This window comes from Roseateles sp. GW821-FHT09B06 (assembly GCF_059418245.1).
This window is the reverse complement of the sequence record NZ_JBWKPM010000009.1, coordinates 28,518-52,206: the sequence shown is the minus strand read 5'-3', so window position 1 is coordinate 52,206 and position 23,689 is coordinate 28,518. Positions and strand designations below refer to the sequence as shown.

The following is a 23,689-nucleotide window of genomic DNA, read 5'->3' as shown; positions in this document are numbered from 1 at the left end:
ACGAACACCCCGGCCGCGCCAGCGTCGCGGCCCCCAGAATCCGGAGAAAACAATATGCGAACCTGCTACGCCGGCCAAGTCAGCGAGAAGCTGCTCGACCAGACCGTGACCTTGATGGGTTGGGCCCACCGCCGCCGCGACCATGGTGGCGTGATCTTCATCGACCTGCGCGACCGCGAAGGCCTGGTGCAGATCGTCTGCGACCCCGACCGCGCCGAGATGTTCAAGCAAGCGGAAGACGTGCGCAACGAGTTCTGCCTGAAGGTGGTCGGCAAGGTGCGCGCGCGCCCGGCCGGCACCGAGAACGCCAACCTGGTGAGCGGCAAGGTCGAGGTGCTGTGCCATGAGCTGGAAGTGCTGAACCCCAGCGTCACGCCGCCGTTCCAGCTCGACGACGAGAACCTCAGCGAGACCACGCGCCTGACCCATCGCGTGCTGGACCTGCGCCGCCCCTATATGCAGAACAACCTGATGCTGCGCTACCGCGTGGCGATGGAAGTGCGCAAGTTCCTGGACGAGCAGGGCTTCGTCGACATCGAGACCCCGATGCTGACCAAGAGCACGCCCGAGGGCGCGCGCGACTACCTGGTGCCGAGCCGCGTCCATGACGGCATGTTCTTCGCGCTGCCGCAGTCGCCCCAGCTCTTCAAGCAGCTCCTGATGGTGGCCGGCTTCGACCGCTACTACCAGATCACCAAGTGCTTCCGCGACGAGGACCTGCGAGCCGACCGCCAGCCCGAGTTCACCCAGATCGATATCGAGACCAGCTTCCTGACCGAGGAAGAGATCCGCGCGATGTTCGAGGGCATGATCCGTCATGTCTTTATGAAGGCGCTGAACGTCGACCTGGGCGCGTATCCGGTGATGAAGTACGCCGATGCGATGTTCCTCTACGGCTCGGACAAGCCCGACCTGCGCGTCAAGCTGCAGTTCACCGAGCTGACCGAGGTGATGGCCGACGTCGACTTCAAGGTCTTCTCGACCCCGGCCACCACCAAGGGCGGCCGCGTCGTCGCGCTGCGCGTGCCGGGCGGCGCCCAGCTCAGCCGCGGCGAGATCGACAGCTACACCGAGTTCGTCAAGATCTACGGCGCCAAGGGCCTGGCCTGGATCAAGGTCAACGAGCTGGCCAAGGGCCGCGAGGGCCTGCAGTCGCCGATCGTCAAGAACCTGCACGACGCCGCCCTCAGCGAGATCCTGAAGCGCACCGGCGCCGCCGACGGCGACCTGATCTTCTTCGGTGCCGACAAGGCCAAGGTGGTCAACGACGCGATCGGCGCGCTGCGCCTGAAGGTCGGCCACAGCGAGTTCGGCAAGGCCAATGGCCTGTTCGACGACGTCTGGGCGCCGCTGTGGGTGGTGGACTTCCCGATGTTCGAGGAAGACGAGGAGAACAAGCGCTGGTCGGCCGTGCACCATCCGTTCACCGCGCCCAAGGACGGGCACGAGGACCTGATGGCCACCGACCCCGGCGCCTGCATCGCCAAGGCCTACGACATGGTCTTGAACGGCTGGGAGCTGGGCGGCGGTTCGGTGCGCATCCACCGCGCCGATGTGCAGGCCAAGGTCTTCGAGGCCCTGAACATCAGCCCGGAGGAGCAGCGCGTCAAGTTCGGCTTCCTGCTGGATGCGCTGCAGTACGGCGCGCCCCCGCATGGTGGCCTGGCCTTCGGCCTGGACCGCATCGTCACGATGATGACCAAGGCCGATTCGATCCGCGACGTGATCGCCTTCCCCAAGACCCAGCGCGCCCAATGCCTGCTGACCGGCGCACCCTCGATGGTCGACGAGAAGCAGCTCCGCGAGCTGCATATCCGCCTGCGCAACCCGGGCGCCGCGGCCGCATGACCCAGCCCCTACGGCCTGCGGCCGCCCCTCAAGGGGGCGAGGCCGGACACAAGCAGTCCTGAGGACTGCTTGTGCCTGCCGAGGGCCAAGGCCTCAGGCCTTGGCAAGCCCGCAGGACCGGCGGAGCCGGATCCTCGGGCTCCGTTGAGTCAAACGGCTAAGGGCGTCCCTCGGGGCGCCCTTTTTCGTTTCTTCACCCGGGCTCGCTATGCTTGCGCCTTTCGCAATCCGAATGAAACCCCGATGAACAAGACCGGACTGGGTGTCGCGGACAAGGCGCGCTGGGAGCGCCTGGTGATGCGCCGCCCCGGCCTGGCGCTGCCGCGGCTGCGGGCCCTGATGGGCCAGCGCGAGCCGGCGCTGGCGCGGGCGGCGCTGCAGGGCGCGTTCTTCGTGCTGGAGCGCTGGGGCCGCGCCGCGGAACTGCAGGACGAACTCCAGGCCGCGCTGAGCCTGGCCGAGAAGCAGGGCTCGCTGGCCGAAGCGGCCGAGCTGAGCGAGGCCCTGGGCCGTCTGCATTACCAGCGCGGCGACTACACCCAGGCCTGCAACGCCTGGAGTCAGACGCTGAGCTGGGCCAGCGACGATTCGCGCAGCGCCTGCCTGGCGCGCATCGGCCTGGCGCATCTCTGCTATGCGCTGGGCGAATGGGCGCGCGGTGGCCGCGTGCTGGAGGAGGCCGAAGCGCATTACGCGCGTCTCGCGCGCGACGCCTATCTGCGCGCCAAGATCGCGCTGAACCGCGCCGCCTCGCTGCGCGCCACCCAGGGCCCGCAGGCCGCGCTGCCGGCGCTGGACGAGGCGCTGTGTGCCGCGCGCGAGGCCGGCCACCGCGACTACCAGGCCGAGGCGATCTGGCACCACGCACGCTGCGCGCGCGATCGCGGCGACGGCGCGCTGGCGCTCACGCTGGCGCAGGAGGCGCTGGCGCTGGCGCAGCGCTGCGGTTACCGCTGGCTGCAGGCCCAGGCCGCGCTGCTGCAAAGCGAGCTGCAGCAGGGCGAGGTGGCGCTGCAATGGGCCCGGGAGGCCCTGGCCCTGGCCGAGACCCTGCAAGCGCGCGCGCTGCAGGCCGCCATTCATGCGCGGCTGGCCGAGCTGGCGCAGGAGCGCGGCGAGCTGGGCCCCAGCTGGCACCACGCCCAGCAGAGCCAGCGCCTGGAGGCCTCGCTGAACCAAAGCCAGATGCCGGCCGGGCTGGAGGCGCTGGCGCGCTTCGACACCGATGCCACCGGTGCCGACGCGCTGCTGCTCGAACTGGCCGGCCAGGCCTGGACGCTGGAGCGCGGCGCGGATTTCGAGGCCGCCTGGCAGCGCATGCGGCCGCGCCTGCTCGAGGGCCTGGGCCTGAGCGGGCTGCGGCTGTGGTGGGACGCGGCCGGCAACGGCCGCTACCGGCCGCTGCCGGCCGACGGTCGGGCCGAGCCGCTGCTGGCGCCGCAGATGCCCGGCTATCTGCATGCGCTGTCGGCGCCCAAGGCGCCGCTGCAATGCGCCGATGCCGCCAGCCATCCCTGGCGGGTGGAGCTGGGCGAGGTGCTGGCCGCGGACGGCCGGCAGACGCGCCTGGAACTGGGGCTGCGGGTCGACGGACGGCTGGTGGCGCTGTTGTGGCTGCTGCGCGAACCGGGCTCCGCCTGGCGGCGCGCCGATCTCAGCCGCGCCGGCCGCCTGGCGGCGCTGCTGGAGCGGCTGCTGGGCCTGCTGCGCGAGGCGCGGCAGCGCCATGCGCCGCAGCAGGGCGCGGCGGAGCTGGCCGCCGCGGCCCGTCAGCTGCAGCGCCTGCTGCAGCAGGAGCCGCTGGACCGCGCGGCGCTGGCCGCGCTGGCCGAGCAGCTGGGCGCGCGGGCCGAGCAGGTGGAGCTGGCGCTGCGCCCGGCCTGAAGGCCTGAAGCGGCGGCGGGTTCACCAGACCGACAGGCTCTGCGCCAGCACGCGCTGCAGCCAGCTGCGCTGGCCGGCATCCGACACATCGCCCTTGCCGGCCACCTCCAGCCGCGCGTTGACCACGTCGGCCGAGGTCACCACATTGCCGGGCCTGATGTCGCGCGGGTCGACCACGCCGGAGAAGCGCAGCGTGCTCAGCCCGCCGTTGAAGGCCATGCTGCGCTCGCCGGCCACCACCAGATGGCCGTTGGGCAGCACATTGATCACCGAGGCCGCCATCTGCGCGGCGAAGCTGCTGCTGTTCTCGGTCTGGCCCGAGCCCTTGTAGGCATCGCTGCCGGAAGCGCTTGCATCGGCGTTCAGGATCGCCCCGAGCAGGCCGCCGGCCTTGCTGCCGCCGGGACCCTTGACGGCCAGCTTGTTGTCGCGGCTGGTGTCGGTGGCCAGCTTCTGGCTGGCGCGCAGGCTCTCGGCGATGTCCACCTTCAGGGTATCGCCGATCTGGCGCGGCTTGCGTTCGCTGGAGAACAGCGAGGCGGTCTGCATATGCGGCTGGTAGATCGCGCCGTTGGGCGCGCGCTCCAGATAGGTGGCCGGCTGCATCGGCTGCACCAGCAGCGGCCCGGGCACGCTGCTGACGGGCGGGCCGGCGCAGGCGCTCAGCAGGGCGGCCGCCAGCAGGGCGGCGGTGTGGCGTGTCATCTAGGGTTCCCTCGGAAACATTCTGTGCTTCTCAGCTCTCGAAGCCGGTCAGCAAGGCCTTGACCACGGGTGCGAGCTTGCTGCGCGTCGAACTCCAGCGGCCCATGCCCAGCGGGGCGCCCCAGCCCTCGTCGAGCAGGTAGCTGCTGCTGGCCAGCAGGCGCCCGTCGGCACGGTGCAGGCTCAGCGAGGCGGCGGCCAGATAGGCGCGGTAGTCGCTGGACAAGGGCGGCGTGCCCCACTGGATGCTGGCGACATAGCGCAGCCAGACCGCGCAGTCCGGCAGGCCCTGGCCTGGCTCGTAGACGCGGCCGGCGACGCGGTGCTCGCGCAGTTCGGCCAGCAGGGCCGGCACCAGCTCGGTGGCCTGCACGTCGCGATTGAACTCGATGCAGACCCGCGCCGGTACCGCGTCGCCATGGTGCACGGTCTGGCTGGCGCTGCTCGGTCCGTAGGCCAGCGCCATGCCGGCGACACCGGAGCCGGCCTTGATCAGCTCCCAGGTCGGCGCCGGGCCGAGCACCGAGCAGCCGCCCAGCGCGGCCACGGCGGCCAGCAATGCCAGCCGAGCGGCGCCACGCGGGCGCTCAGGCCAGCTCATTGACGAGGCGCTGGCCGGCCGCCAGGCCCAGCGCGGCATAGCCGGCCACGCTTTGCGCGGCATCGCCCACGCCGTCGACGATGTCGCCCAGCGTGTCGCTGACGGCCTCGTAGCCGTCCTCGACGGCGTCCACCACCTGGTCCACCGCCTGCTCGGTGGCCTGGCCCAGCTTGCTGAGGCTTTCGGTGCTGAACTCGTACATGGTCTCGGCCGCCGTGGCACCGGCCTGCACCGCGCCGATGGCCGTGGCCGCCACCGGCCCGAACTCGCGGGCATTCACCTCGAAGCTGCCCAGCTGCTTGCGGGGCGTCGGCCCCGAAGCCACCGGCAGCAGCTTGGACAGGGTGCTGAGGGGATTCGTCACATTCATCTGCGTGCTCCTTGCATGAAGAGAAGCGAATGCTAGGAGCGCGGATTTTTTCGGTTTTCCGGATAAGGCTCGGCCGACACCGCCAGGCCCGGGCTTGACTGTGGCGGCCCGGAAACCTGATCCGTCCCGGCGCCAACAAACATGGCATAAGCCGGCAACAATATTGCTGGCGTCGTACAAAGGGGCGCAGAGCGCGCGGCGGCGGGTCGGCTATGCTTATTGCCATGAGCGCAAGCGCCCTCGAACCCAGCCGCTACAAGATCCCCGAGTCGGTGCTGGTGGTGATCCACACGCCGGACCTGCAGGTGCTGATGCTGGAGCGGGCCGACCGGCCCGGCTTCTGGCAGAGCGTCACCGGCTCGCTGGATGCCCCCGACGAGCCGCCCGCCGACACCGCGCGCCGCGAGGTGCTGGAGGAGACCGGCATCGCCGGCGGTGAGCTGCTCGACTGGCGGCTTAGCAACGTCTACGAGATCTACCCGGTCTGGCGTCACCGCTACGCGCCGGGCGTGACCCGCAACACCGAGCATGTGTTCGGCCTGACGGTGCCGGCCGGCACCGCGGTGCGCCTCGCGCCGCGCGAGCATCTGCGCTACCGCTGGCTGCCCTGGCGCGAGGCGGCCGATCTGTGCTTCTCGCCCTCCAATGCGGAGGCGGTGCTGCAGCTGCCGCGCTTCGTGGGGGAGGGCGTCGCTCCATGAGACCGGCCCTCAAGCAGGCGGCGCCGCCGCAGGCCGGCCTCCTCGGCTCGCGCCTGCGGACCCTGAGGGTCGCCACCTACAACATCCACAAGGGCGTGCGCGGCGTCGGGCCGCAGAAGCGCCTGGAGATCCATAACCTGGGCCTGGGCGTCGAGGCGCTGGAGGCCGACCTGGTGTTCCTGCAGGAGGTGCGCCATTTCCACCATCGCGACGCCAAGACCTTCGAGCGTACCTGGTTCGGCTGGCCCGAGCAGGGGCAGGCCGAGTTCCTGGCGCCCGACGGCTACGAGGTGGCCTATCGCACCAATGCCGTGACCAAGCATGGCGAGCATGGCAATGCGCTGCTGTCGCGCTGGCCGCTGGGCGACGTGGGCCACCACGATGTCTCCGACCACCGCTTCGAACAGCGCGGCCTGCTGCATGTGCCGGTGCAATGGCAGGGCCAGACCGTGCATGCGGTGGTGGCCCATCTGGGCCTGATGCATGGCAGCCGGGTGCGGCAGGTGCAGCGCCTGGCCGAGTACATCGACGCCGAGGTGCCGGCCGACGGCCTGCTGATCGTGGCCGGCGACTTCAACGACTGGGGCGAGAAGCTCGACGCGCCGATGCGCGAGCATGGCCTGCACCGCGCCCAGGGGCCGGGCCTGCGGCGCCAGGCCACCTTCCCGTCGCGCCTGCCCTTTTTCTCGCTGGACCGCATCTACACGCGCGGCCTGCGCTGCGTCAGCACGCAGGTGCCGCGCGGCCCGGTCTGGGCGCGCATGTCGGACCATCTGCCCCTTGTCGCGGAGCTCGAACTCGCGTGAGTGCCGGAAGCGTCGAGGCCGAACATATCTCCTCCTGGCACGCCGTTGCGCTGCCCGAATACAGCGGCGGCAACGAGTTGCGCCTGCTGAAAGGCGGCGACGAGCTGTTCCCGGCCCAGATCGCCGCGATCGCCGCCGCGCGCAGCGAGGTCTGGGTGGCCTGCTACATCTTCCACAGCGACAGCGCCGGCGCCGCGCTGGTGCTGGCGCTGCGCGCCGCCGCGGCGCGCAGCGTGCGCGTGCGCGTGGTGGTGGACGGCTTCGGCTCCAAGGCCAGCCTGCCCTGGCTGCAGAACGCGCTGGAAGGCAGCGGCGTGGCGCTGGCCGTGTTCCGGCCGATCGACCGCTGGTGGCGCTGGCTGCAGCCGGGCCAGCTGCGCCGCCTGCACCAGAAGCTCTGCGTGGTCGACGGCGAACTGGCCTTCGTGGGCGGCATCAACATCATCGACGACCGGCTCGACCTGCACCATGGCGAGACCGAGCTGCCGCGGCTGGACTTCGCGGTCGCGCTGCGCGGCCCGGCGGTGCTGCCGGTGGCGCAGGCGGCGCGTGCGGTCTGGACGCGCGCCTGGCTGGGCCGGGACTTCGGCGAGGAGCTGCTGGCCCTGGTGCGAAGCCCCGAGCCGGTGCGCCGGCTGCGCCGCCTGGCGCGGCGCCTGCGCATGCCGCGCGGCCGGCGTCAGCGCGGCGGCTCGGCGCCGGCGGACTGGCAAGACCTGGCCCCGGTCTGCGCGGCCTTCGTGCTGCGCGACAACCTGCGCCAGCGCCGCACCATCGAGCGCGCCTATATCGACGCGATCCGCGCCGCGCGCGAGCGGGTGGACCTGATCTCGCCCTATTTCTATCCCGGCCATGCCTTCCGGCGCGCGCTGCGCGACGCCGCGCGGCGCGGCGTGCAGGTGCGCCTGCTGCTGCAGGGCAAGCTGGACTACCGCATCGCCGGCCTGGCCGCCCAGGCGCTCTATGCCGAGCTGCTGGGCCACGGCGTGCAGGTCTTCGAGTACATGCCGGCCTATCTGCACGCCAAGATCTGCGTGGTCGACGAGAGCTGGGCCACGGTGGGCAGCTCCAATATCGATCCGCTGTCGCTGCTGCTGAACCTGGAGGCCAATGTGCTGGTGCGCGATGCCGAGTTCGCGCGTGCGGTGGCGCTGCAGTTCGAGGCGGCCGCCGCCGTGTCCTGCCAGGTGGATCTGAAACGCTGGGGCGGCGCCGGGCTGCGCGGCATGCTGACGCGCGCGCTGGTGGCCTGGACCGCCTATGTCTATCTGCGCGTGGCGGGAGCGACCGGTCGCTATTGAGGGCACCCCGAACTCGCTACGGTCCGACGCCAAATGGAGAGGACGATGAACGAGAACGACCCGCCCGTCGAGACGGCCCGGGCGACGACCTTGCGCTCATGGTGGCGACAGGGACTCAGAAGCGCGCTGTTCATGCGGCCGGACTGGCGCAGCCTGCGCGCCACGCCGGGCGCGGCGGCCGTTCTGCTGCTGGTGCCGACGGCGGCCGGCCTGCTGGTGGAGCGGCTCTACATCGTCGGACCTGCCCAGGTCTACTGGGGCGGCCTGCTGGGCGGCTGGCTCGGCACCGTGGTGCTGGCCTGGCTGTGCTGGTGGCTGGTGCCAATGGCGGCGCAGGGCCGGGCCGCGGAGCCCGGCGGGAGGCCCCGGAGCGGCGCCGACCTGTTCAGCTTGCTGCTCGCGCAGAGCCTGCCGGTGCTGTTCTTCGGCAGCCTGGTCCTGGTGCCGCTCGTACGCGAGGGGCTGCACGAGCGCCTTGGGGCCTGGGGCGGCTGGCTGCTGTGGGGCTGCGCCGTGGCCTGGCTGCTGGCCGCGCAACTGCGGCTGCTGAGCCGCTGCGGCCCTTCTTTCTCGCTGCGACTCGGTGTGGCCGGCGCGCTGCTCGTCGGCGTGACGCTGCTGCAGGCCTGGCTGCAACCGAAGCAGTTCTGGTATCCGGCCGAGCCGGAGGCCGTGCGCCCCGCGCAGCTGCGCCTGACGCAGGAGCTGATGGAGCTGCAGGCCGGCCTGCTGGAGCGCCGCCTGGGCGAACTCGAGCCCGGGCGGGCCGGGCAGGTCGAGCTGTATGCGCTCGGCTTCGCGCCCTATGGCCACGAGGATGTGTTCAAGCGCGAAAGCGCCCTGGTGGACGAGGTGATGCGCACGCGCTTCGGCGCCCAGGGGCGCAGCCTGCAGCTGGTCAACAGCAGCGCCACCGCCGAGTCGTGGCCCTGGGCCACGCCGCTCAACCTGCAGCGCGCGATCCGGCAGATGGCCGCGCTGATGAACCGCGACGAGGACCTGCTGTTCATCCATCTCAGCTCGCATGGTGCGCGCGACGGCAAGCTCTCGGCCGCGCTGTGGCCGCTGGAGCTGGACGAGGTGACGCCGCAGCTGCTCAAGCGCTGGCTGGACGAGGCGGGCGTGCGTTATCGCGTTCTCTCGGTGTCGGCCTGTTATTCGGGCAGCTGGATCGAGCCGCTGGCGGACGAGGGCACGCTGGTGATGACCGCGGCCGACGCCGAGCACAGCTCCTACGGCTGCGGCCGCGGCTCCGAGCTGACCTTCTTCGGCCGCGCCCTGTATGCCGAGCAGCTGCGGCGGACGACGCGTTCCTTCGAGGCGGCCCATGCCGAGGCGCGCCGCGTCATCGAGCAGCGCGAGCAGGAGGCAGGCAAGAGCGACGGTTATTCCAACCCGCAGATCCGCATGGGCCACCTCGCGCGCCGGCAGCTGGAGCTGCTGGAGGTCCGGCTCGGCCGCCCCTAGCGTCGCCCGTCCCGGGAAGCCGGCGCCGGGCCTCGGGGCGGTGACGCGCCGGCGCCATCTCGTCCGTGCGCTCGCGGCGCCAGGCCTAGGCCATGGCGCTGGCCAGCACCTCGGTGCGCAGCTGTTCGGTCAGCTCGCCCTTCAGGGCGGCGAACTCGGGCGTGGTCTTGACCGAGTAATGGCGCGGGTGCGGGAAGGGCGAGGGCAGGTCGCTCTTGATGCGGCCCGGCCGCGCGCTCATCACGACGACGCGCGAGCCCATGAAGATGGCCTCGTCGATGTCGTGCGTGACGAACAGCACGGTCTTGCGCTCGCGCTCCCAGATGCCTAGCAGCAGCTCCTGCATCAGCTCGCGGGTCTGGTGGTCCAGCGCGCCGAAGGGCTCGTCCATCAAGAGCATGCGCGGCTGGTTGGCCAGCGCGCGCGCCAGCGCGGTGCGCTGCTGCATGCCGCCGCTGAGCTGCTTGGGATAGTGGCCGGCGAACTTGGCCAGCCCCACCTGGCTCAGGAAGCCCTGCGCGATCTCGAGCTGCTGCGAGCGCGGCAGACCGCGCTCGCGCAGCCCGAAGCAGACGTTGTCCAGCACCGTCAGCCAGGGGAACAGGGTGTAGCTCTGGAACACCATGCCGCGGTCGGCGCCGGGGCCGCGTACCTGGTGGCCGTCCAGCAAGACCTGGCCCCCACTGGGCTGGTCCAGTCCGGCGACGATGCGCAGCAGCGTCGACTTGCCGCAGCCGGAGGGGCCGAGGATGGTGACGAAGTCGTTCTCGGCGACCTCGAGATCGGTGGCCTGCAGGGCCAGGGTCTGCTGGGTGCCGGTGGTGAAGCGGCGGCTGACGCCGCGGATCGAGAGTATGGAGGTCGTCATCGGCCGATTGATTCATCTGCCCAGCTGGGCCCAGGGGAACAGCGCGCGATTGAGCGCCTTGAAGGCGAAATCGCTGACCAGGCCGATCAGGCCGATCACGATGATGCCGAAGATGATCTGGTCGGTGGCCAGCAGGGCCTGGCTGTCGGTGATCATGTGGCCGATGCCGCTGCTGGCGCCGATCAGCTCCGCCACGATCACATAGGTCCAGGCCCAGCCCAGCACCATGCGCAGGATCTCGGCGATCTCGGGTGCGGCGCCGGGCAGCAGCACGCGGGTGATCAGCGTGCGGTCCGAGACGCCCAGGGTGTAGGCCGCCTCGACCAGGTCGCGCCGCTGGTTGCCCACCGCCACCGCGATCATCAGGGCCAGCTGGAAGAAGCTGCCGATGAAGATCACCGCCAGCTTCTGCGCCTCGCCGATGCCGGCCCAGAGGATCAGGAGCGGGATGAAGGCCGAGGCCGGCAGGTAGCGGGCGAAGGACACGAAGGGCTCGAAGAAGGCCTCGACCGGCTTGTAGGTGCCCATCGCGACGCCCAGCGGCAGCGCCAGCGCGGCGGCGATCAGGAAGCCGCCCAGCACGCGCCAGACCGTCATGCCGATATCGGCCGCGAAGCCCATCTCGGCGAGCAGGGTCCAGCCCGAGCGCAGCATCGTCAGCGGGTCGGCCAGAAAGGTCTTGCTGACGAAGCCGCCGAAGGTGGCGAGGGCCCACAGCGCGGTGAAGACGATGAAGAAGGACAGGCCGAGCAGCACGCGGCTCCTCGGCGACACGGGGGTCAGTGGACGCATGGGCGGCTGATTACTGGATGAAGCGCGTATCGGCCAGCTTGGACAGGTCCGGGATCGCCTTGATGATGCCCACCTCCAGCAGCAGTTCGGCGGCCTCCTTGCTGAAGGCCGCATGCTCGCCGCTTCCGAAGAACTTCTGGTTGGCGGCCTTGTCCTGCCAGCGCAGGAAGGCCTGGCTCTTCTCGAAGGCCTCGCCCGTCTGCTTGACGTCGGTGCCCATGATCTCGAAGCTCTTCTTCGGGTCGGCCTTGATCATGGCCAGGGCCTCGAAATAGCTGTCGGCCAGGGCCTTGGCGGCCTTGGGGTTCTCGGCCAGGAATTTGGGCGTGCAGCCGAAGGTGTCCATCACCATCGGGTAGTCCAGCGTCGTGGCGATGATCTTGCCGGCCTCGGGCTTGGCGCGCACGCCGGAGAGATAGGGTTCGTAGGTCATGCCGGCGTCCAGGTCGGTGGTGCCGGCGATGAAGGCATTGGCCGCGGCCTGGGGCTCCAGGTTCACCACCTTGACCTCCTTCACCGAGACGCCGTTCTTCTTCAGCATCCAGGCCAGCGTGAAGTAGGGCGCGGTGCCGGGCGCGCTGGCGGCCACGGTCTTGCCCTTCAGGTCGGCGATCTTCGCGATGCCGGGTTTCACGACCATGCCGTCGGCGCCGAAGCTCTTGTCGAGCTGGAAGATCTGCGTGGTCGCCACGCCGTTGGCGTTCCAGACGATCCAGGTCTCCACCGTGGTGGCCGCGCATTGCACGTCGCCCGAGGCGATCGCCAGGTGGCGGTCCTTCTGCGGGATCTTCTTGATGCTGACGTCCAGGCCGTTCTTCTTGAACAGGCCGGCCTCCTTGGCCAGGGTCAGCGGCGCGAAGCCGGTCCAGCCGGAAATACCGATGCCGACCTTGGTCTCCTGGGCCTGGGCGCCAACGACAAAGGCCAGGGAAGCGGCAAGGGCGATCAGCGACAGCGTTTTCATGGTGCAAGGAACTCCAGTCTGGAAGAGGGAACGATGATGGTGCGGTTCATCGTCTTTGGCCCTCCGGGATCACCCGGTGCCGTTGCCGGGCCGATAACGCGAAGCGCGAGGATCCGGCTTTGCCGGTCCTGCGGGCTTGCCAAGGCCAGAGGCCTTGGCCCTCGGCAGGCACAAACAGTCCTCAGGACTGTTTGTGTCCGGCCTCGGCCCCTTTGAGGGGGCGCGCGAAGCGCGTCGGGGGTGGGCTTTAGAAGACGGCGATGCTGCCTTCGCGCCGCACGAGTCGTGCCAGCTCGCCGGCGAACACCAGCTCGGTCGCGCGCTCGATGTCCGGCGCCAGGTAATGGTCCTCGGGCATCGGGGGGCAGACCTTGCGCACCATCGCATGCACCTCCTCGAGCGCGCGCGAACTCTTCAGCGGGCGCAGGAACTCGATGCCCTGGGCTGCGGCCAGCAGCTCGATGCCGATGATGTGGGCGGTGTTGTCCAGCATCGCGCCGAGGCGGCGCGCGCCGAAGGTGGCCATGCTGACATGGTCCTCCTGGTTGGCGCTGGTCGGCAGGCTGTCGACGCTGGCCGGGTGGGCCAGGCTCTTGTTCTCGCTGGCCAGCGCCGCGGCGGTCACATGGGCGATCATGAAGCCCGAGTTCAGGCCGGCGTTCTCGGTCAGGAAGGGCGGCAGGCGCGAGACGCTGGCATCGATCAGCATCGCGATGCGGCGCTCGGCGATCGCGCCGACCTCGGCGATCGCGCAGGCCAGCGCATCGGCGGCCAGCGCCACCGGTTCGGCGTGGAAGTTGCCGCCGGAGACCATGTAGGCCGTACCGTCCGCGTTGGCGAACACCAGCGGGTTGTCGGTCACCGCGTTCGCCTCGCGCAAGAGCACGTCGCGCACATAGCGGGCCTGATCCAGGCAGGCGCCCATCACCTGGGGCTGGCAGCGCAGGCAGTAGGGATCCTGCACGCGGTCGTCGCCCTCGCGGTGCGACTGGCGGATCTCGCTGCCGGCCAGGATCTGGCGGTAGGCCTGGGCGGCCTCGATCTGGCCGGGCTGGCCGCGCACCGCATGGATGCGCGCGTCAAAGGGGCCGTCGCTGCCACGGGCGGCGTCCAGGCTCAGCGCGCCGCTGACGATGGCCGAGGCATAGACCTTTTCGAAGCGCAAGAGGCCTTCCAGCGCCAGCGCGGTGGAGGTCTGGGTGCCGTTGATCAGGGCCAGGCCTTCCTTGGCCTGCAGCACCAGGGGCTTGACCCCGGCCTTTTCCAGCTCGGGGCCGGCGGGCATGCGCTCGCCGTCCACCAGCATCTCGCCCTCGCCCATCAGGGCCAGGGTCATGTGCGACAGCGGGGCCAGGTCGCCCGAGGCGCCCACCGAGCCCTGCGCCGGCACATAGGGCACCAGGCCGGCGTTGAAGGCGTCCAGCAGGCATTGCACGACCTCCGCGCGCACGCCGGAGAAGCCGCGCGCCAGCGAGGCCGCCTTGGTGGCCAGCATCAGGCGCACGACCGAGGGCTGCAGCGGCGCGCCCACGCCCACGCAATGCGAACGGATCAGGTTGCGCTGCAGGGTGGCCAGTTCCTCCTTGCTGATGCGCTTGCTGGCCAGCTTGCCGAAGCCGGTGTTGACGCCATAGACCGGGGCGTCGCCGGCCGCGGCCGCCTGCACGACGGCGGCGCTGCGGCGGATGGCCTCATGCGCGCTGGCGTGCAGGCTCAGCCGCAATGTTCCGTTCTGGCCGCCCATGCGGATGCTGCGCAGTTGCTCGAGGCTCAGTTCGCCCGGGGTGATTTCCAGATTCATTGTCCTTGTCCTTGTCTCTTACTTGCTCAGCATCGGCAGGTTCAGGCCGCGCTCCTGGGCGCATTGCTGGGCGATCTCGTAGCCCGCATCGGCATGGCGCATCACGCCGGTACCGGGGTCGTTGTAGAGCACGCGGGCGATGCGCTTGTCGGCGGCCTCCGAGCCGTCGCAGACGATCACCACGCCGCTGTGCTGGGAAAAGCCCATGCCCACGCCGCCGCCATGGTGCAGGCTCACCCAGGTGGCGCCGCCGGCGGTGTTGAGCAGCGCGTTCAGCAGCGGCCAGTCGGACACGGCGTCCGAGCCGTCCTTCATGCTCTCGGTCTCGCGGTTCGGGCTGGCCACCGAGCCGCTGTCCAGGTGGTCGCGGCCGATCACGATCGGGGCCTTCAGCTCGCCGGTGCGGACCATCTCGTTGAAGGCCAGGCCGGCGATATGGCGTTCGCCCAGGCCCAGCCAGCAGATGCGCGCCGGCAGGCCCTGGAAGGCGATGCGTTCCTTGGCCATGTCCAGCCAGCGGTGCACGCCGGCATGGTGGGGGAACAGTTCCTTGATCTTGGCGTCGGTCTTGTAGATGTCCTCCGGATCGCCCGACAGCGCCACCCAGCGGAAGGGCCCGCGGCCCTCGCAGAACTGCGGGCGCACATAGGCGGGCACGAAGCCGGGGAAGTCGAAGGCGTTCTTGACGCCCTGATCCAGCGCGACCTGGCGGATGTTGTTGCCGTAGTCCACCACCGGGATGCCCAGGGCCTGGAAGTCCAGCATGGCCTGCACATGGACGGCGCAGCTCTTGGCGGCGGCGGCCTTCAGCTCGGCCTGCCCGGCCGGGTCGGCGGTATTGGCCGCCACGGCCTTCCACTGCTCCACCGTCCAGCCGGCCGGCAGATAGCCGTTGATCAGGTCATGGGCCGAGGTCTGGTCGGTCACCAGGTCGGGCCTGATCGCGGTGCCGGCCTTGGCGCGCCGGACCAGCTCGGGCAGGATCTCCGCGGCATTGCCCAGCAGCGCGATGGAGATGGCCTTGCCCTCGGCGGTGTACCTGGCGATGCGGGCCAGCGCGTCGTCGAGGTCGCTCGCCTGCTCGTCCACATAGCGGGTCTTCAGGCGGAAGTCGATGCGCGACTGCTGGCACTCGATGTTCAGCGAGCAGGCGCCGGCGAAGGTGGCGGCCAGCGGCTGCGCGCCGCCCATGCCGCCCAGGCCGGCGGTCAGGATCCAGCGGCCCTGCAGGCTGCCACCATAGTGTTGCCGCCCGGCCTCGGCGAAGGTCTCGTAGGTGCCCTGCACGATGCCCTGGGTGCCGATATAGATCCAGCTGCCGGCCGTCATCTGGCCGTACATCATCAGGCCCTTGCGGTCCAGCTCGTTGAAATGCTCCCAGTTGGCCCAGTGCGGCACCAGATTGCTGTTGGCGATCAGCACGCGCGGTGCGTCGGCATGGGTCTTGAACACGCCCACCGGCTTGCCCGACTGCACCAGCAGGGTCTCGTCCTCGTTCAGCGCCTTGAGCGAGCCGAGGATGGCGTCGAAGCAGTCCCAGTTGCGGGCGGCCTTGCCGATGCCGCCATAGACCACCAGGTCGTCGGGGTTCTCGGCCACCACCGGGTCCAGATTGTTCTGGATCATGCGGTAGGCGGCCTCGGTGAGCCAGCTCTTGCAGGCGAGGGTGGTGCCGGTGGGGGCGCGGACGGTGCGGGCTTGCGACGACATCGAAAACTCCTGGGTCGGGAAGGAATGTGTCGAACTCTAGTTGTCTATACAAGTAAAGTCAACTACGATATCGACATGGCACGCAAGACACCCCCGGGACCCGAGCCGCAGTACCTGAAGGTCAAGAACCATCTGCGCGACGGCATTGCCAGCGGCCGCTGGGTGCCGGGCAACCTGCTGCCCTCGGAGGCCGAGCTGGGCGTGCAGTTCGAACTCAGCCGCATGACGGTGAACCGCGCGCTGCGCGAGCTGGCGCAGGAGGGCATGGTCGAGCGGGTGCAGGGCGTCGGCACCTTCGTCGCGCAGATCCATCGCATCGCCTCCACCTTGACGGTGCGCGATGTGCACGAGGAGATCGCCGCGCGCGGCCATGCGCACGAGGCCCGGGTGCATCTGCTGGAGAAGCTCCGGGCCACGGCCGAGCAGGCGGCCGAGTTCGGCCTGAAGGCCGGCGCGTCGCTGTTCCACAGCGTCATCGTGCATCTGGAGAACGGCGTGGCCATCCAATGCGAGGACCGGCTGGTCAATCCGGTCTGTGCGCCGGACTACCTGGGCCTGGACTTCGCCAGGATCACCCCCACGCATTACCTGCTGGAGGTGGCGCCGCTGTCCGAGGCGCGCTATACCATCGAGGCGACCCTGCCCAGCGAGCTGGAAGCCAAGCTGCTGGGCATTGCCCGGCGCGACCCCTGCCTGGTCGTCAAGCGCCTGACCTTCAGCCGCGGTGCCGCGGTGACGGCGGTGCGTCTGACCCATCCGGGTTCGCGCTATCTGCTCGAAGGAGGATTTCAAGCATGAGCTGGAGCGTGATCTGTGCGGACCAGGTGGCGCCGCAGCGCTGGAAGAACGGGGGCGGCTGGACGCGGGAGCTGCTGGCCTGGCCGCATCCGGCGCAATGGGCGCTGCGTATCAGCGTGGCGGACATCGAGGCCGACGGGCCGTTCTCCTCCTTCGAGGGCGTGCAGCGCTGGTTCGCCGTGCTGTCGGGCCGCGGCGTGCGGCTCTACGACTTCGAGCTGCACCCGGAAAGCGAGATCCTCAGCTTCGACGGCGCCCTGGGTCCGGACTGCGAGCTGGTGGACGGGCCCACGCGCGACTTCAATGTGATGCACCGCCGTGGCCAGGGACGCATGCTGCTGCAATCGGCCGCGCATCCCTTCGAGGTGCAGGGCCAGTGGCTGGGCCTGTTCAGCGCCGGCGGCGGCACGCTCAGCCATGGCGGCCGCGCGATGCCGCTGGCGCCGCTGAGCCTGGCCTGGTGCGAGCAGCCGGCCAGCCAGCCGCTGAGCTTCGCGGGGCCGGGGGCGGCCTGGTGGATGAGCTGGAGCGAGACGAGGGCATGACGAGAGAAAGCAAGATCCTGTGGCGCAACGCGCGCCTGGCAACCCTGACCGGCAGCGAGCCCTGGGGCTGGGTGGAGCGGGGCGCGCTGCTCACCGAGGGCGAGCGCATCCTGTGGGTCGGCCCCGAGGCGCAATTGCCCGCCGTGGGAGACCTCGCGGCCGAGCATGATCTGGGCGGCGCCGTGCTGACGCCGGGCCTGATCGACTGCCACACCCATCTGGTCTACGGCGGCCAGCGCGCCCGCGAGTTCGAACTCCGTCTGCATGGCGCCGGCTACGAGGAGATCGCCCGCGCCGGCGGCGGCATCCGCTCGACCGTGACGGCCACGCGCGCGGCCAGCGAGCAGGAACTGGGCGCCCTGGCGCAGCGCCGGCTCGATGTGCTGATCGCCGAGGGCGTGACCACCATCGAGATCAAGTCCGGCTATGGCCTGGACCTGGCCACCGAGGCGCGCTGCCTGCGCGCCGCCCGTGCGCTGCGGGGGGGCGACGTGCGCACGACCTACCTGGGCGCCCATGCGCTGCCGCCCGAGTTCCAGGGGCGGCAGGACGACTATGTCGAGGCCGTCTGCGCCTGGATGCCGCAGCTGGCCGCCGAGGGCCTGGTCGACGCGGTCGATGCCTTCTGCGAGGGCATCGGCTTCACGCCGGCGGAAACTCGACGGGTCTTCGACACGGCCCGCCGCTTGGGATTGCCGGTCAAGCTGCATGCCGAGCAGCTGTCCGACCAGGGCGGCACCCAGCTGGCCTGCGAGTTCGGCGCGCTGTCCTGCGACCATCTGGAATATCTGAGCCCCGCGGGCGTGCGGGCCATGGCCGCCAGCGGCACGGTGGCCGTGCTGCTGCCCGGCGCCTACTACTTCCTGCGTGAAACGAAGCTGCCGCCGGTGGCGCAGCTGCGCGAGGCCGGCGTGCCGATTGCGATCTCGACCGACCACAACCCCGGCACCTCGCCGACGTTGTCGCTGCTGCTGATGCTGAACATGGCCTGCACCCTGTTCCGCCTGACGCCCGAGGAGGCGCTGCGCGGCGTCACCGTCCACGCGGCGCGCGCGCTGGGCCTGGCCGACCGCGGCCGGCTGGCTCCGGGGCTGCGCGCCGATTTCTGCGTCTGGGATGTGGATCACCCCAACGAACTGTCCTATTACTTCGGCCGCAACCCGCTGCGCCAGCGGGTCCGCGCCGGCAAGGTGTCTTGATCATGAGCGATGTTTTCAAGCTGCAGCAAGGCCGGGTGCCGCTGCTGATCAGCATGCCCCATGTGGGCACGGTCATCCCCGACGACCAGCGCGCGCGCTACCGGCCGCGCGCGCTCGCCACCGAAGACACGGACTGGCATCTGGAGCGCCTGTACGGCGGCCTCGCCGCCGAGCTGGGTGCCAGCCTGATAGCTCCGCGCTACTCGCGCTTCCTGATCGACCTGAATCGCCCGCCGGAGGACACGCCGATGTATCCCGGCGCCTCCAACACCGAGCTGTGCCCGACCCGCTTCTTCACCGGCGAGCCGCTCTACCTGGAGGGCCGGGCGCCCGACGCGGCCGAGCAGTTGCGCCGCCGCGAGACCTACTGGCGCCCCTATCATGAGGCGCTGCAGGCCGAGCTGGACCGGTTGAAGGCCGTGCATGGCCATGCGCTGCTGTTCGATGCGCACAGCATCAAGTCCGAGCTGCCCTGGCTGTTCGAGGGCCGGCTGCCGGACCTGAACCTGGGCACTGTCGAAGGGGCGTCCTGCGATCCGGCGATCACCGCCTCCCTGGGGGCGCTGCTGGCGGCGCAGGACGAATATTCGCAGGTCGTCAACGGCCGCTTCAAGGGCGGACACATCACGCGCCACTACGGCCGGCCGGATCTGAACCAGCATGCGGTGCAGCTGGAGATGTGCTGGCGCTGCTATATGAGCGAGGCCGGCGACTTTGCCTATGACGAGGCGCGCGCCGCGCGCGTGCAGCCGCTGCTGCGCCGCCTGCTGCAGACCCTGCTGGCCTGGAGGCCCGCGGCATGAGCGCGGCCCGCGCATTCTGGGCGCCCCGGGCCTGGCTGGACGGCGGCTGGCAGGACCAGGTCCTGATGGAGACCGACGCGCAGGGCCATTGGGCGCGCTTCTCGGCGGGGCGAGCGGCCCCCGAGGGCGCGCAGCGGCTGGCCGGTCCGGTGCTGCCCAGCCTGGTCGACGCGCACAGCCATGCCTTCCAGCGCGCCTTCGCCGGCCTGGCCGAACGGCGCGAGGCGGGCGAGGACGATTTCTGGTCCTGGCGCGACCGCATGTACGGCCTGGCGCTGAAGATCACGCCGGCCCAGCTGCAGGCGATCGCGGCCCAGCTCTATCTGGAGCTGCTGAAGGGCGGCTACACCCAGGTCTGCGAGTTCCACTACCTGCAGCACCGCGAGGACGGCAGCGCCTACCCCGAGGACGAGCTGGCGCTCAGTTGGGCCCTGGCCGATGCGGCGCAGGACGCGGGGCTGGGCCTGACGATGCTGCCGGTGCTCTATGCCCATGCCGGCTTCGCCCAGCCGCGGCTGCGGCCCGACCAGCGCCGCTTCGCCACCGACGCCGCCTGGGTCTGGCAGGCGGCGCGGCGCATCAACGCGGCCGGCCGGCCGCTCGTCAATGCCGGCGTGGCCCTGCACTCGCTGCGCGCGGCGCATGCCGAGGACATCCGCGCGCTGCAGGCCCTGGTGGGCGACACGGCGCTGCCCATCCACATCCATATCAGCGAGCAGCAGCAGGAGCTGCGCGACTGCCTGGCCGCCACGGCTAAGCGGCCGATGCAGTACCTCTGCGACGAGTTCGCGCCCGATGCGCGCTGGCAGCTGGTGCATGCGACCCACAGCGTGCCCGAGGAGATCGCCGCGGTGGCCGCCAGCGGCGCCGGCGTCGTGATCTGCCCGGGCACCGAGGCCAATCTGGGCGACGGCCTGGCCGACCTGCCGGGCTGGCTGGGCCAGGGCGTGCCGATCAGCCTGGGCTCGGACAGCCATGTCACGCGCGGCTGGGTCGAGGAGCTGCGCTGGCTGGAATATGGCCAACGCCTGGGCCTGCGCCAGCGCAATGTGGCGGCACAGCCGGGCCGCGAGCCGGCCACGGCGGCGCGCCTGTTCGAGGCCTGCCGCGCCGGCAGCGCGGCGCCGGCGGGACTGGCGCGCTGGGGCCTGCTGCCCGGTGCGCGGGCGGATTTCCTGGTGCTGGACCCGCAGGCCTCGGGCCTGCTGGGCGTGCCCGCGGCGGCGCTGCTGGACGCGCTGGTGTTCGCCTCGCAGGGCCAGGTCTTGCAGGCGGTCTATGTCGCCGGCCGGGCCCGGCTGCAGCAGGGCCGGCATGCCGACGAGGCCGCCATCGCGGCGCGCTTTGCGGCGGCGATGGCCGAGCTCTGGAAGGACTGAGTCCGGCCGCGCCCCCCGAATCGGCTCTTTCGCCGCGGCGGGGGCCCTGCTAGTCTGGTGACAGGGAGTGCCTGCTCGGTCTGACGGGGGTGACGGCGATGTGGACGCTTCGGAACTACACGATACGGGCGCGCCTGTACGCGCTTGCGGTACTGGCCGCGATGGCCATGCTGGTGATCGGCGGCGACGGGCTGTGGAGCCTGGCCAGGGCCCGCGGCACCTTCGAGCATTTCGTCGACAACGACGTCAGCGCGCTGACCCGGCTGGCCGACATCCGCGCCAGCGTCGGCAATCTGCGCCGCTACGAGAAGGATCTGCTGATCAATCTGGACGACAAGGCCGCGGTGGAGCGCTATCGCCAGGAATGGGACGGGGCCTATGAGCGCGTGGTTGCGGGCCTGGCCGGCCTGGACCGGCTGGACCTGCCGCCGGACGTGAAGAAGATCCCGGCCGAGATGATCCGGTCGCTGCAGGGCTACCGCAGCGGCTTTGTGGGCATCGCCGAGCGGGTGCTGAAGGGCGAGTTCGCCGACACCGCCAGCGCCAACAAGGCCACCGAGCCGATCAAGACGCCGGTGCGCGCGCTGGACAGGTCGCTGGGCGAGCTGACCCAGGCGGTCGACCGCTATTCCGCCGCCGAGGTGGCGCGCATCGCCGCCGACGAGCGCGTGGTGCGGCGCAATCTGCTGCTGCTGATGCTGCTGGCCATGCTGGCCATCGGCACCTACACCGTTTTCAACATCCGCTCCATCCTCAGCCCGCTGAGCGAGGCGGTGGCCAGTTCGCAGCGCATCGCCAACCATGACCTCAGCCAGGCGGTGGAGGTGCGGGGCGTCGACGAGACGGCCGCGATGATGCGCGGCGTGCGGGCGATGCAGAATTCGCTGTCCAAGGTGGTCAGCGGCGTGCGCGGCGCCACCGACAGCATCGCCACCGCCTCGCGCGAGGTGGCGGAGGGCAGCCTGGACCTGAGCCAGCGCACCGAGCAGGCCGCGGCCAGTCTGGAGGAAACCGCTTCGGCGATGGAGCAGCTGACCGCCAGCGTCACCCACAACGCCGACTCGGCGCGCCAGGCCAGGCAACTGGCCAGCGATGCGGCCCAGATCGCGCGGCGCGGCGGTGCGGTGGTCGGCGAGGTGGTCGACACCATGGGGCGCATCAGCGCCTCCTCGGCCAGGATCGGCGACATCATCGCGGTGATCGACGGCATCGCCTTCCAGACCAATATCCTGGCCCTGAATGCGGCCGTGGAGGCGGCGCGCGCCGGCGAGCAGGGCCGCGGCTTCGCGGTGGTGGCCGGCGAGGTGCGCACCTTGGCGCAGCGCTCGGCCGAGGCCGCCAAGGAGATCAAGGCCCTGATCGCCGCCAGCGGCGAGAACGTCGAGAGCGGCGCCCAGCTGGTGGCACGCGCCGGCCAGACCATGCAGGAGATCATGGGTTCGATCGAGCGGGTCAGCGGCATCGTGACCGAGATCAGCCATGCCACCAGCGAGCAGAGCAGCGGCATCAGCCAGATCGGCCAGGCGATCGCCAATCTCGACCAGATGACCCAGCAGAATGCCGCTCTGGTGGAGGAATCGGCCGCGGCCGCACAGAGCCTGCAGCAGCAGGCCGACGAGCTGGCGCGCTCGGTGGCGGTGTTCAGGCTGGCCTGAGGCCGGATGGGGCGGCGGCGCGCACGAAGTCGCGCAGCTCGGCGGCCATGCGTTTCAGCGAGGGCTGGTGGATGTACATCATGTGGCCAGCCTCGAAGTAGCTGACCCGGATCTGCGCCCGCAGGGGCTCGCGCAGGCCCAGATGGGCCAGGCTGTAGTCGCCCGCCGCATGGGGCGTGGCCAGGTCGTAGTAGCCGCTGGCCACGTAGACGCGCATCGCCGGGTTGGCCTGCAGCGCGCGGCGCAGGGTGTCGCCGACGCTGAGGTATTTGTTCTCGTGGCCCTTCCAGGACCAGGTCTTCCACAGCGGCGCATGCACCAGATAGGGCTGGTCGCTGACCCAGCCGAGCCGCTCGCGCAGCAGGCGGTTGATGCCGGTTGCGTAGGCACCCACCAGCTTGTTCATGCCGGCATCCTCCTCGGGATGCTCGCCGGCGTCGTCGCGGTCCAGGCCGAGGAAGCGGCTGTCCAGGCGCCCGACGGTCTGGCCGCGCTGCCGCAGCAGCTCCTTGAAGAAGCGGAACTCGGTGGGGCGCAGATCGCAGCGCAGCAGGTAGTCGGCCGACAGGCCGGTCAGCGCGGCCATGCGCGCGGCGATCTTGTCGCGCTGGGCGCCCGGCAGGCGCGCCCCCTGCACCAAGGCCAGCCAGTAGTCGCCGTTGGCGAAGTCCTCCGCCTCCTTGACCAGCCGCGCCAGCGCCTTCTTCTGCTGGGCCGGCGCCAGCGCCTTGTGGTACCAGGCGGTGGCGGCATAGGTGGGCAGGAACAGCGGGTAGGGCAGCTCGTTGCCGGGGTCGAAGGAAAGGGTCTGGAAATCCAGCGCCAGCGACACCAGCATCAGGCCGTTCAGATGCACGTCGTGCTTGTCCTGCAGATGGCGCGCCAGGCCGGCGGCGCGCGTCGTGCCGTAGCTCTCGCCGATCAGGTACTTGGGGCTGGACCAGCGGTTCCAGCGCGTCAGGTAGAGGCGGATGAACTCGCCCACCGCATCGAGGTCGCGCTGGTAGTCGTGGAACTCGGCCGTCTTCTCGCCGGGGCTCATGCGCGAGTGGCCGGTGCCCACGGGGTCGATGAAGACGAGGTCGGCCTCCTGCAGCAGGCTGTGCTCGTTGTCGGTCAAGGCATAGGGCGGCGCACCGCAATGGCCGATCTCGTCGGTGGGCACGCGCTGCGGCCCCAGGATGCCCAGATGCAGCCAGACGCTGGAGGAGCCGGGGCCGCCGTTGAAGCTGAAGCAGATGGGCCGCTCGCCCGGCGGCCGGCCGCTGGCGGTGTAGGCGATGAAGAAGACGCTGGCACGCGCCTTCTCGCCCTTGTGCTTGCCGTCCTTCACCTCCAGCTCGCGCAGCGGCAGGGTGCCGCAGGTGGCCGTGTAGTCCAGGGTCTGGCGGGCGAGGCGCAGCTGGTGTTCGGTGACGACCAGGCGCTCGGCCGCCGTCTCGGGCTTGATCTCGGGCCGGGTTTCGGCCGCCTGCTCCTTGCTGCTCATCGC

At 70.5% G+C, this 23,689-nt stretch carries 21 protein-coding genes; 12 read left to right on the top strand and 9 right to left on the bottom strand.

Annotated features, from left to right (window positions below; all coding sequences use genetic code 11):
- Nucleotides 1-54: 54 nt before the first annotated feature.
- Complete coding sequence (gene aspS, locus AC07OQ_RS10240) at nt 55-1,848, top strand: aspartate--tRNA ligase (protein ID WP_495053016.1); 1,794 nt, start codon at nt 55-57, stop codon at nt 1,846-1,848.
- Nucleotides 1,849-2,091: 243 nt separating this feature from the next.
- The gene (locus tag AC07OQ_RS10235) at nt 2,092-3,732 is read left to right on the top strand and encodes a hypothetical protein (RefSeq protein ID WP_495053015.1); all 1,641 of its coding nucleotides are present in this window, start codon (nt 2,092-2,094) and stop codon (nt 3,730-3,732) included.
- A gap of 21 nt (nt 3,733-3,753) precedes the next feature.
- Here the strand turns inward: AC07OQ_RS10235 and AC07OQ_RS10230 are convergent, their stop codons facing one another.
- From AC07OQ_RS10230 to AC07OQ_RS10220, 3 genes are read right to left on the bottom strand one after another with little or no spacing between them, the layout of a single operon-like run.
- Nucleotides 3,754-4,437 carry a flagellar basal body L-ring protein FlgH gene (locus AC07OQ_RS10230; protein ID WP_495053014.1) on the bottom strand — a complete coding sequence of 228 codons (684 nt, stop codon included), beginning with the start codon at nt 4,435-4,437 and terminating at the stop codon, nt 3,754-3,756.
- A 31-nt stretch (nt 4,438-4,468) separates the two neighbouring features.
- Nucleotides 4,469-5,038 carry a cell division protein FtsI gene (locus tag AC07OQ_RS10225; protein WP_495053013.1) on the bottom strand — a complete coding sequence of 190 codons (570 nt, stop codon included), beginning with the start codon at nt 5,036-5,038 and terminating at the stop codon, nt 4,469-4,471.
- On the bottom strand, nt 5,025-5,408 hold the full coding sequence (locus AC07OQ_RS10220) for a hypothetical protein (RefSeq protein WP_495053012.1): 384 nt from the start codon (nt 5,406-5,408) through the stop codon (nt 5,025-5,027). The genes AC07OQ_RS10225 and AC07OQ_RS10220 overlap by 14 nt, the downstream gene beginning before the upstream one ends.
- A gap of 224 nt (nt 5,409-5,632) precedes the next feature.
- Between AC07OQ_RS10220 and nudB the strand changes: the two genes are divergently transcribed.
- Genes nudB through AC07OQ_RS10200 form a run of 4 tightly spaced genes read left to right on the top strand, consistent with a single transcriptional unit; the run spans nt 5,633 to nt 9,683 of the window.
- Nucleotides 5,633-6,109, top strand: coding sequence for a dihydroneopterin triphosphate diphosphatase (nudB, locus tag AC07OQ_RS10215; protein ID WP_495053011.1), 477 nt, complete (start codon nt 5,633-5,635; stop codon nt 6,107-6,109).
- Nucleotides 6,106-6,915 carry an endonuclease/exonuclease/phosphatase family protein gene (locus AC07OQ_RS10210; RefSeq protein ID WP_495053010.1) on the top strand — a complete coding sequence of 270 codons (810 nt, stop codon included), beginning with the start codon at nt 6,106-6,108 and terminating at the stop codon, nt 6,913-6,915. The genes nudB and AC07OQ_RS10210 overlap by 4 nt, the downstream gene beginning before the upstream one ends.
- Complete coding sequence (gene clsB, locus AC07OQ_RS10205) at nt 6,912-8,216, top strand: cardiolipin synthase ClsB (protein WP_495053009.1); 1,305 nt, start codon at nt 6,912-6,914, stop codon at nt 8,214-8,216. The genes AC07OQ_RS10210 and clsB overlap by 4 nt, the downstream gene beginning before the upstream one ends.
- 45 nt (nt 8,217-8,261) lie before the next feature.
- Nucleotides 8,262-9,683 (top strand): C13 family peptidase, encoded by a 1,422-nt coding sequence (locus AC07OQ_RS10200; RefSeq protein ID WP_495053008.1) that lies wholly within the window; start codon nt 8,262-8,264, stop codon nt 9,681-9,683.
- Nucleotides 9,684-9,768: 85 nt separating this feature from the next.
- On the opposite strand, the gene AC07OQ_RS10195 is transcribed toward AC07OQ_RS10200, so the two are convergent.
- From AC07OQ_RS10195 to hutU, 5 genes are all read right to left on the bottom strand, one after another.
- Entirely contained in the window at nt 9,769-10,551 is a 783-nt protein-coding gene (locus tag AC07OQ_RS10195; protein ID WP_495053007.1) for an ABC transporter ATP-binding protein, read from the bottom strand.
- A gap of 12 nt (nt 10,552-10,563) precedes the next feature.
- Nucleotides 10,564-11,343, bottom strand: a complete 780-nt coding sequence (locus AC07OQ_RS10190; RefSeq protein ID WP_495053006.1) for an ABC transporter permease — start codon at nt 11,341-11,343, stop codon at nt 10,564-10,566.
- A gap of 10 nt (nt 11,344-11,353) precedes the next feature.
- Nucleotides 11,354-12,307, bottom strand: coding sequence for an ABC transporter substrate-binding protein (locus tag AC07OQ_RS10185; RefSeq protein WP_495053005.1), 954 nt, complete (start codon nt 12,305-12,307; stop codon nt 11,354-11,356).
- Between the two features lie 247 nt (nt 12,308-12,554).
- Nucleotides 12,555-14,108, bottom strand: a complete 1,554-nt coding sequence (gene hutH / locus AC07OQ_RS10180) for a histidine ammonia-lyase (protein ID WP_495053004.1) — start codon at nt 14,106-14,108, stop codon at nt 12,555-12,557.
- Nucleotides 14,109-14,126: 18 nt separating this feature from the next.
- On the bottom strand, nt 14,127-15,818 hold the full coding sequence (hutU, locus tag AC07OQ_RS10175) for a urocanate hydratase (protein ID WP_495053003.1): 1,692 nt from the start codon (nt 15,816-15,818) through the stop codon (nt 14,127-14,129).
- A gap of 75 nt (nt 15,819-15,893) precedes the next feature.
- On the opposite strand from hutU, the gene hutC reads away from it, so the two are divergent.
- The 6 genes from hutC to AC07OQ_RS10145 all read left to right on the top strand — a co-directional run bounded on the left by hutC (nt 15,894) and on the right by AC07OQ_RS10145 (nt 22,197).
- Nucleotides 15,894-16,616 (top strand): histidine utilization transcriptional repressor HutC, encoded by a 723-nt coding sequence (gene hutC / locus AC07OQ_RS10170; protein ID WP_495053002.1) that lies wholly within the window; start codon nt 15,894-15,896, stop codon nt 16,614-16,616.
- Entirely contained in the window at nt 16,613-17,161 is a 549-nt protein-coding gene (locus AC07OQ_RS10165) for a HutD/Ves family protein (protein WP_495053001.1), read from the top strand. Before hutC ends, AC07OQ_RS10165 begins: the two co-directional genes overlap by 4 nt.
- Nucleotides 17,158-18,360, top strand: coding sequence for an imidazolonepropionase (gene hutI, locus AC07OQ_RS10160; protein WP_495053000.1), 1,203 nt, complete (start codon nt 17,158-17,160; stop codon nt 18,358-18,360). Before AC07OQ_RS10165 ends, hutI begins: the two co-directional genes overlap by 4 nt.
- A 2-nt stretch (nt 18,361-18,362) precedes the next feature.
- The gene (hutG, locus tag AC07OQ_RS10155) at nt 18,363-19,163 is read left to right on the top strand and encodes an N-formylglutamate deformylase (RefSeq protein WP_495052999.1); all 801 of its coding nucleotides are present in this window, start codon (nt 18,363-18,365) and stop codon (nt 19,161-19,163) included.
- A complete protein-coding gene (gene hutF / locus AC07OQ_RS10150) occupies nt 19,160-20,542 on the top strand; it encodes a formimidoylglutamate deiminase (RefSeq protein ID WP_495052998.1) in 1,383 nt (460 codons plus the stop codon). Before hutG ends, hutF begins: the two co-directional genes overlap by 4 nt.
- Before the next feature lie 98 nt (nt 20,543-20,640).
- Nucleotides 20,641-22,197, top strand: a complete 1,557-nt coding sequence (locus AC07OQ_RS10145; protein WP_495052997.1) for a methyl-accepting chemotaxis protein — start codon at nt 20,641-20,643, stop codon at nt 22,195-22,197.
- Here AC07OQ_RS10145 and AC07OQ_RS10140 read toward each other — a convergent pair.
- A complete protein-coding gene (locus AC07OQ_RS10140) occupies nt 22,184-23,686 on the bottom strand; it encodes a S10 family peptidase (RefSeq protein ID WP_495052996.1) in 1,503 nt (500 codons plus the stop codon). The genes AC07OQ_RS10145 and AC07OQ_RS10140 overlap by 14 nt on opposite strands.
- Between the last annotated feature and the right edge of the window lie 3 nt (nt 23,687-23,689).

Excerpts from the sequence above, each read along its gene's own strand:
- aspS (WP_495053016.1), top strand. The coding sequence starts at position 55 with ATGCGAACCTGCTACGCCGGCCAAGTCAGCGAGAAGCTGCTCGACCAG.
- AC07OQ_RS10235 (WP_495053015.1), top strand. The coding sequence starts at position 2,092 with ATGAACAAGACCGGACTGGGTGTCGCGGACAAGGCGCGCTGGGAGCGC.
- AC07OQ_RS10230 (WP_495053014.1), bottom strand. The coding sequence starts at position 4,437 with ATGACACGCCACACCGCCGCCCTGCTGGCGGCCGCCCTGCTGAGCGCC.
- AC07OQ_RS10225 (WP_495053013.1), bottom strand. The coding sequence starts at position 5,038 with ATGAGCTGGCCTGAGCGCCCGCGTGGCGCCGCTCGGCTGGCATTGCTG.
- AC07OQ_RS10220 (WP_495053012.1), bottom strand. The coding sequence starts at position 5,408 with ATGAATGTGACGAATCCCCTCAGCACCCTGTCCAAGCTGCTGCCGGTG.
- nudB (WP_495053011.1), top strand. The coding sequence starts at position 5,633 with ATGAGCGCAAGCGCCCTCGAACCCAGCCGCTACAAGATCCCCGAGTCG.
- AC07OQ_RS10210 (WP_495053010.1), top strand. The coding sequence starts at position 6,106 with ATGAGACCGGCCCTCAAGCAGGCGGCGCCGCCGCAGGCCGGCCTCCTC.
- AC07OQ_RS10200 (WP_495053008.1), top strand. The coding sequence starts at position 8,262 with ATGAACGAGAACGACCCGCCCGTCGAGACGGCCCGGGCGACGACCTTG.
- AC07OQ_RS10195 (WP_495053007.1), bottom strand. The coding sequence starts at position 10,551 with ATGACGACCTCCATACTCTCGATCCGCGGCGTCAGCCGCCGCTTCACC.
- AC07OQ_RS10190 (WP_495053006.1), bottom strand. The coding sequence starts at position 11,343 with ATGCGTCCACTGACCCCCGTGTCGCCGAGGAGCCGCGTGCTGCTCGGC.
- AC07OQ_RS10185 (WP_495053005.1), bottom strand. The coding sequence starts at position 12,307 with ATGAAAACGCTGTCGCTGATCGCCCTTGCCGCTTCCCTGGCCTTTGTC.
- hutH (WP_495053004.1), bottom strand. The coding sequence starts at position 14,108 with ATGAATCTGGAAATCACCCCGGGCGAACTGAGCCTCGAGCAACTGCGC.
- hutU (WP_495053003.1), bottom strand. The coding sequence starts at position 15,818 with ATGTCGTCGCAAGCCCGCACCGTCCGCGCCCCCACCGGCACCACCCTC.
- hutC (WP_495053002.1), top strand. The coding sequence starts at position 15,894 with ATGGCACGCAAGACACCCCCGGGACCCGAGCCGCAGTACCTGAAGGTC.
- AC07OQ_RS10165 (WP_495053001.1), top strand. The coding sequence starts at position 16,613 with ATGAGCTGGAGCGTGATCTGTGCGGACCAGGTGGCGCCGCAGCGCTGG.
- hutI (WP_495053000.1), top strand. The coding sequence starts at position 17,158 with ATGACGAGAGAAAGCAAGATCCTGTGGCGCAACGCGCGCCTGGCAACC.
- hutG (WP_495052999.1), top strand. The coding sequence starts at position 18,363 with ATGAGCGATGTTTTCAAGCTGCAGCAAGGCCGGGTGCCGCTGCTGATC.
- hutF (WP_495052998.1), top strand. The coding sequence starts at position 19,160 with ATGAGCGCGGCCCGCGCATTCTGGGCGCCCCGGGCCTGGCTGGACGGC.
- AC07OQ_RS10145 (WP_495052997.1), top strand. The coding sequence starts at position 20,641 with ATGTGGACGCTTCGGAACTACACGATACGGGCGCGCCTGTACGCGCTT.
- AC07OQ_RS10140 (WP_495052996.1), bottom strand. The coding sequence starts at position 23,686 with ATGAGCAGCAAGGAGCAGGCGGCCGAAACCCGGCCCGAGATCAAGCCC.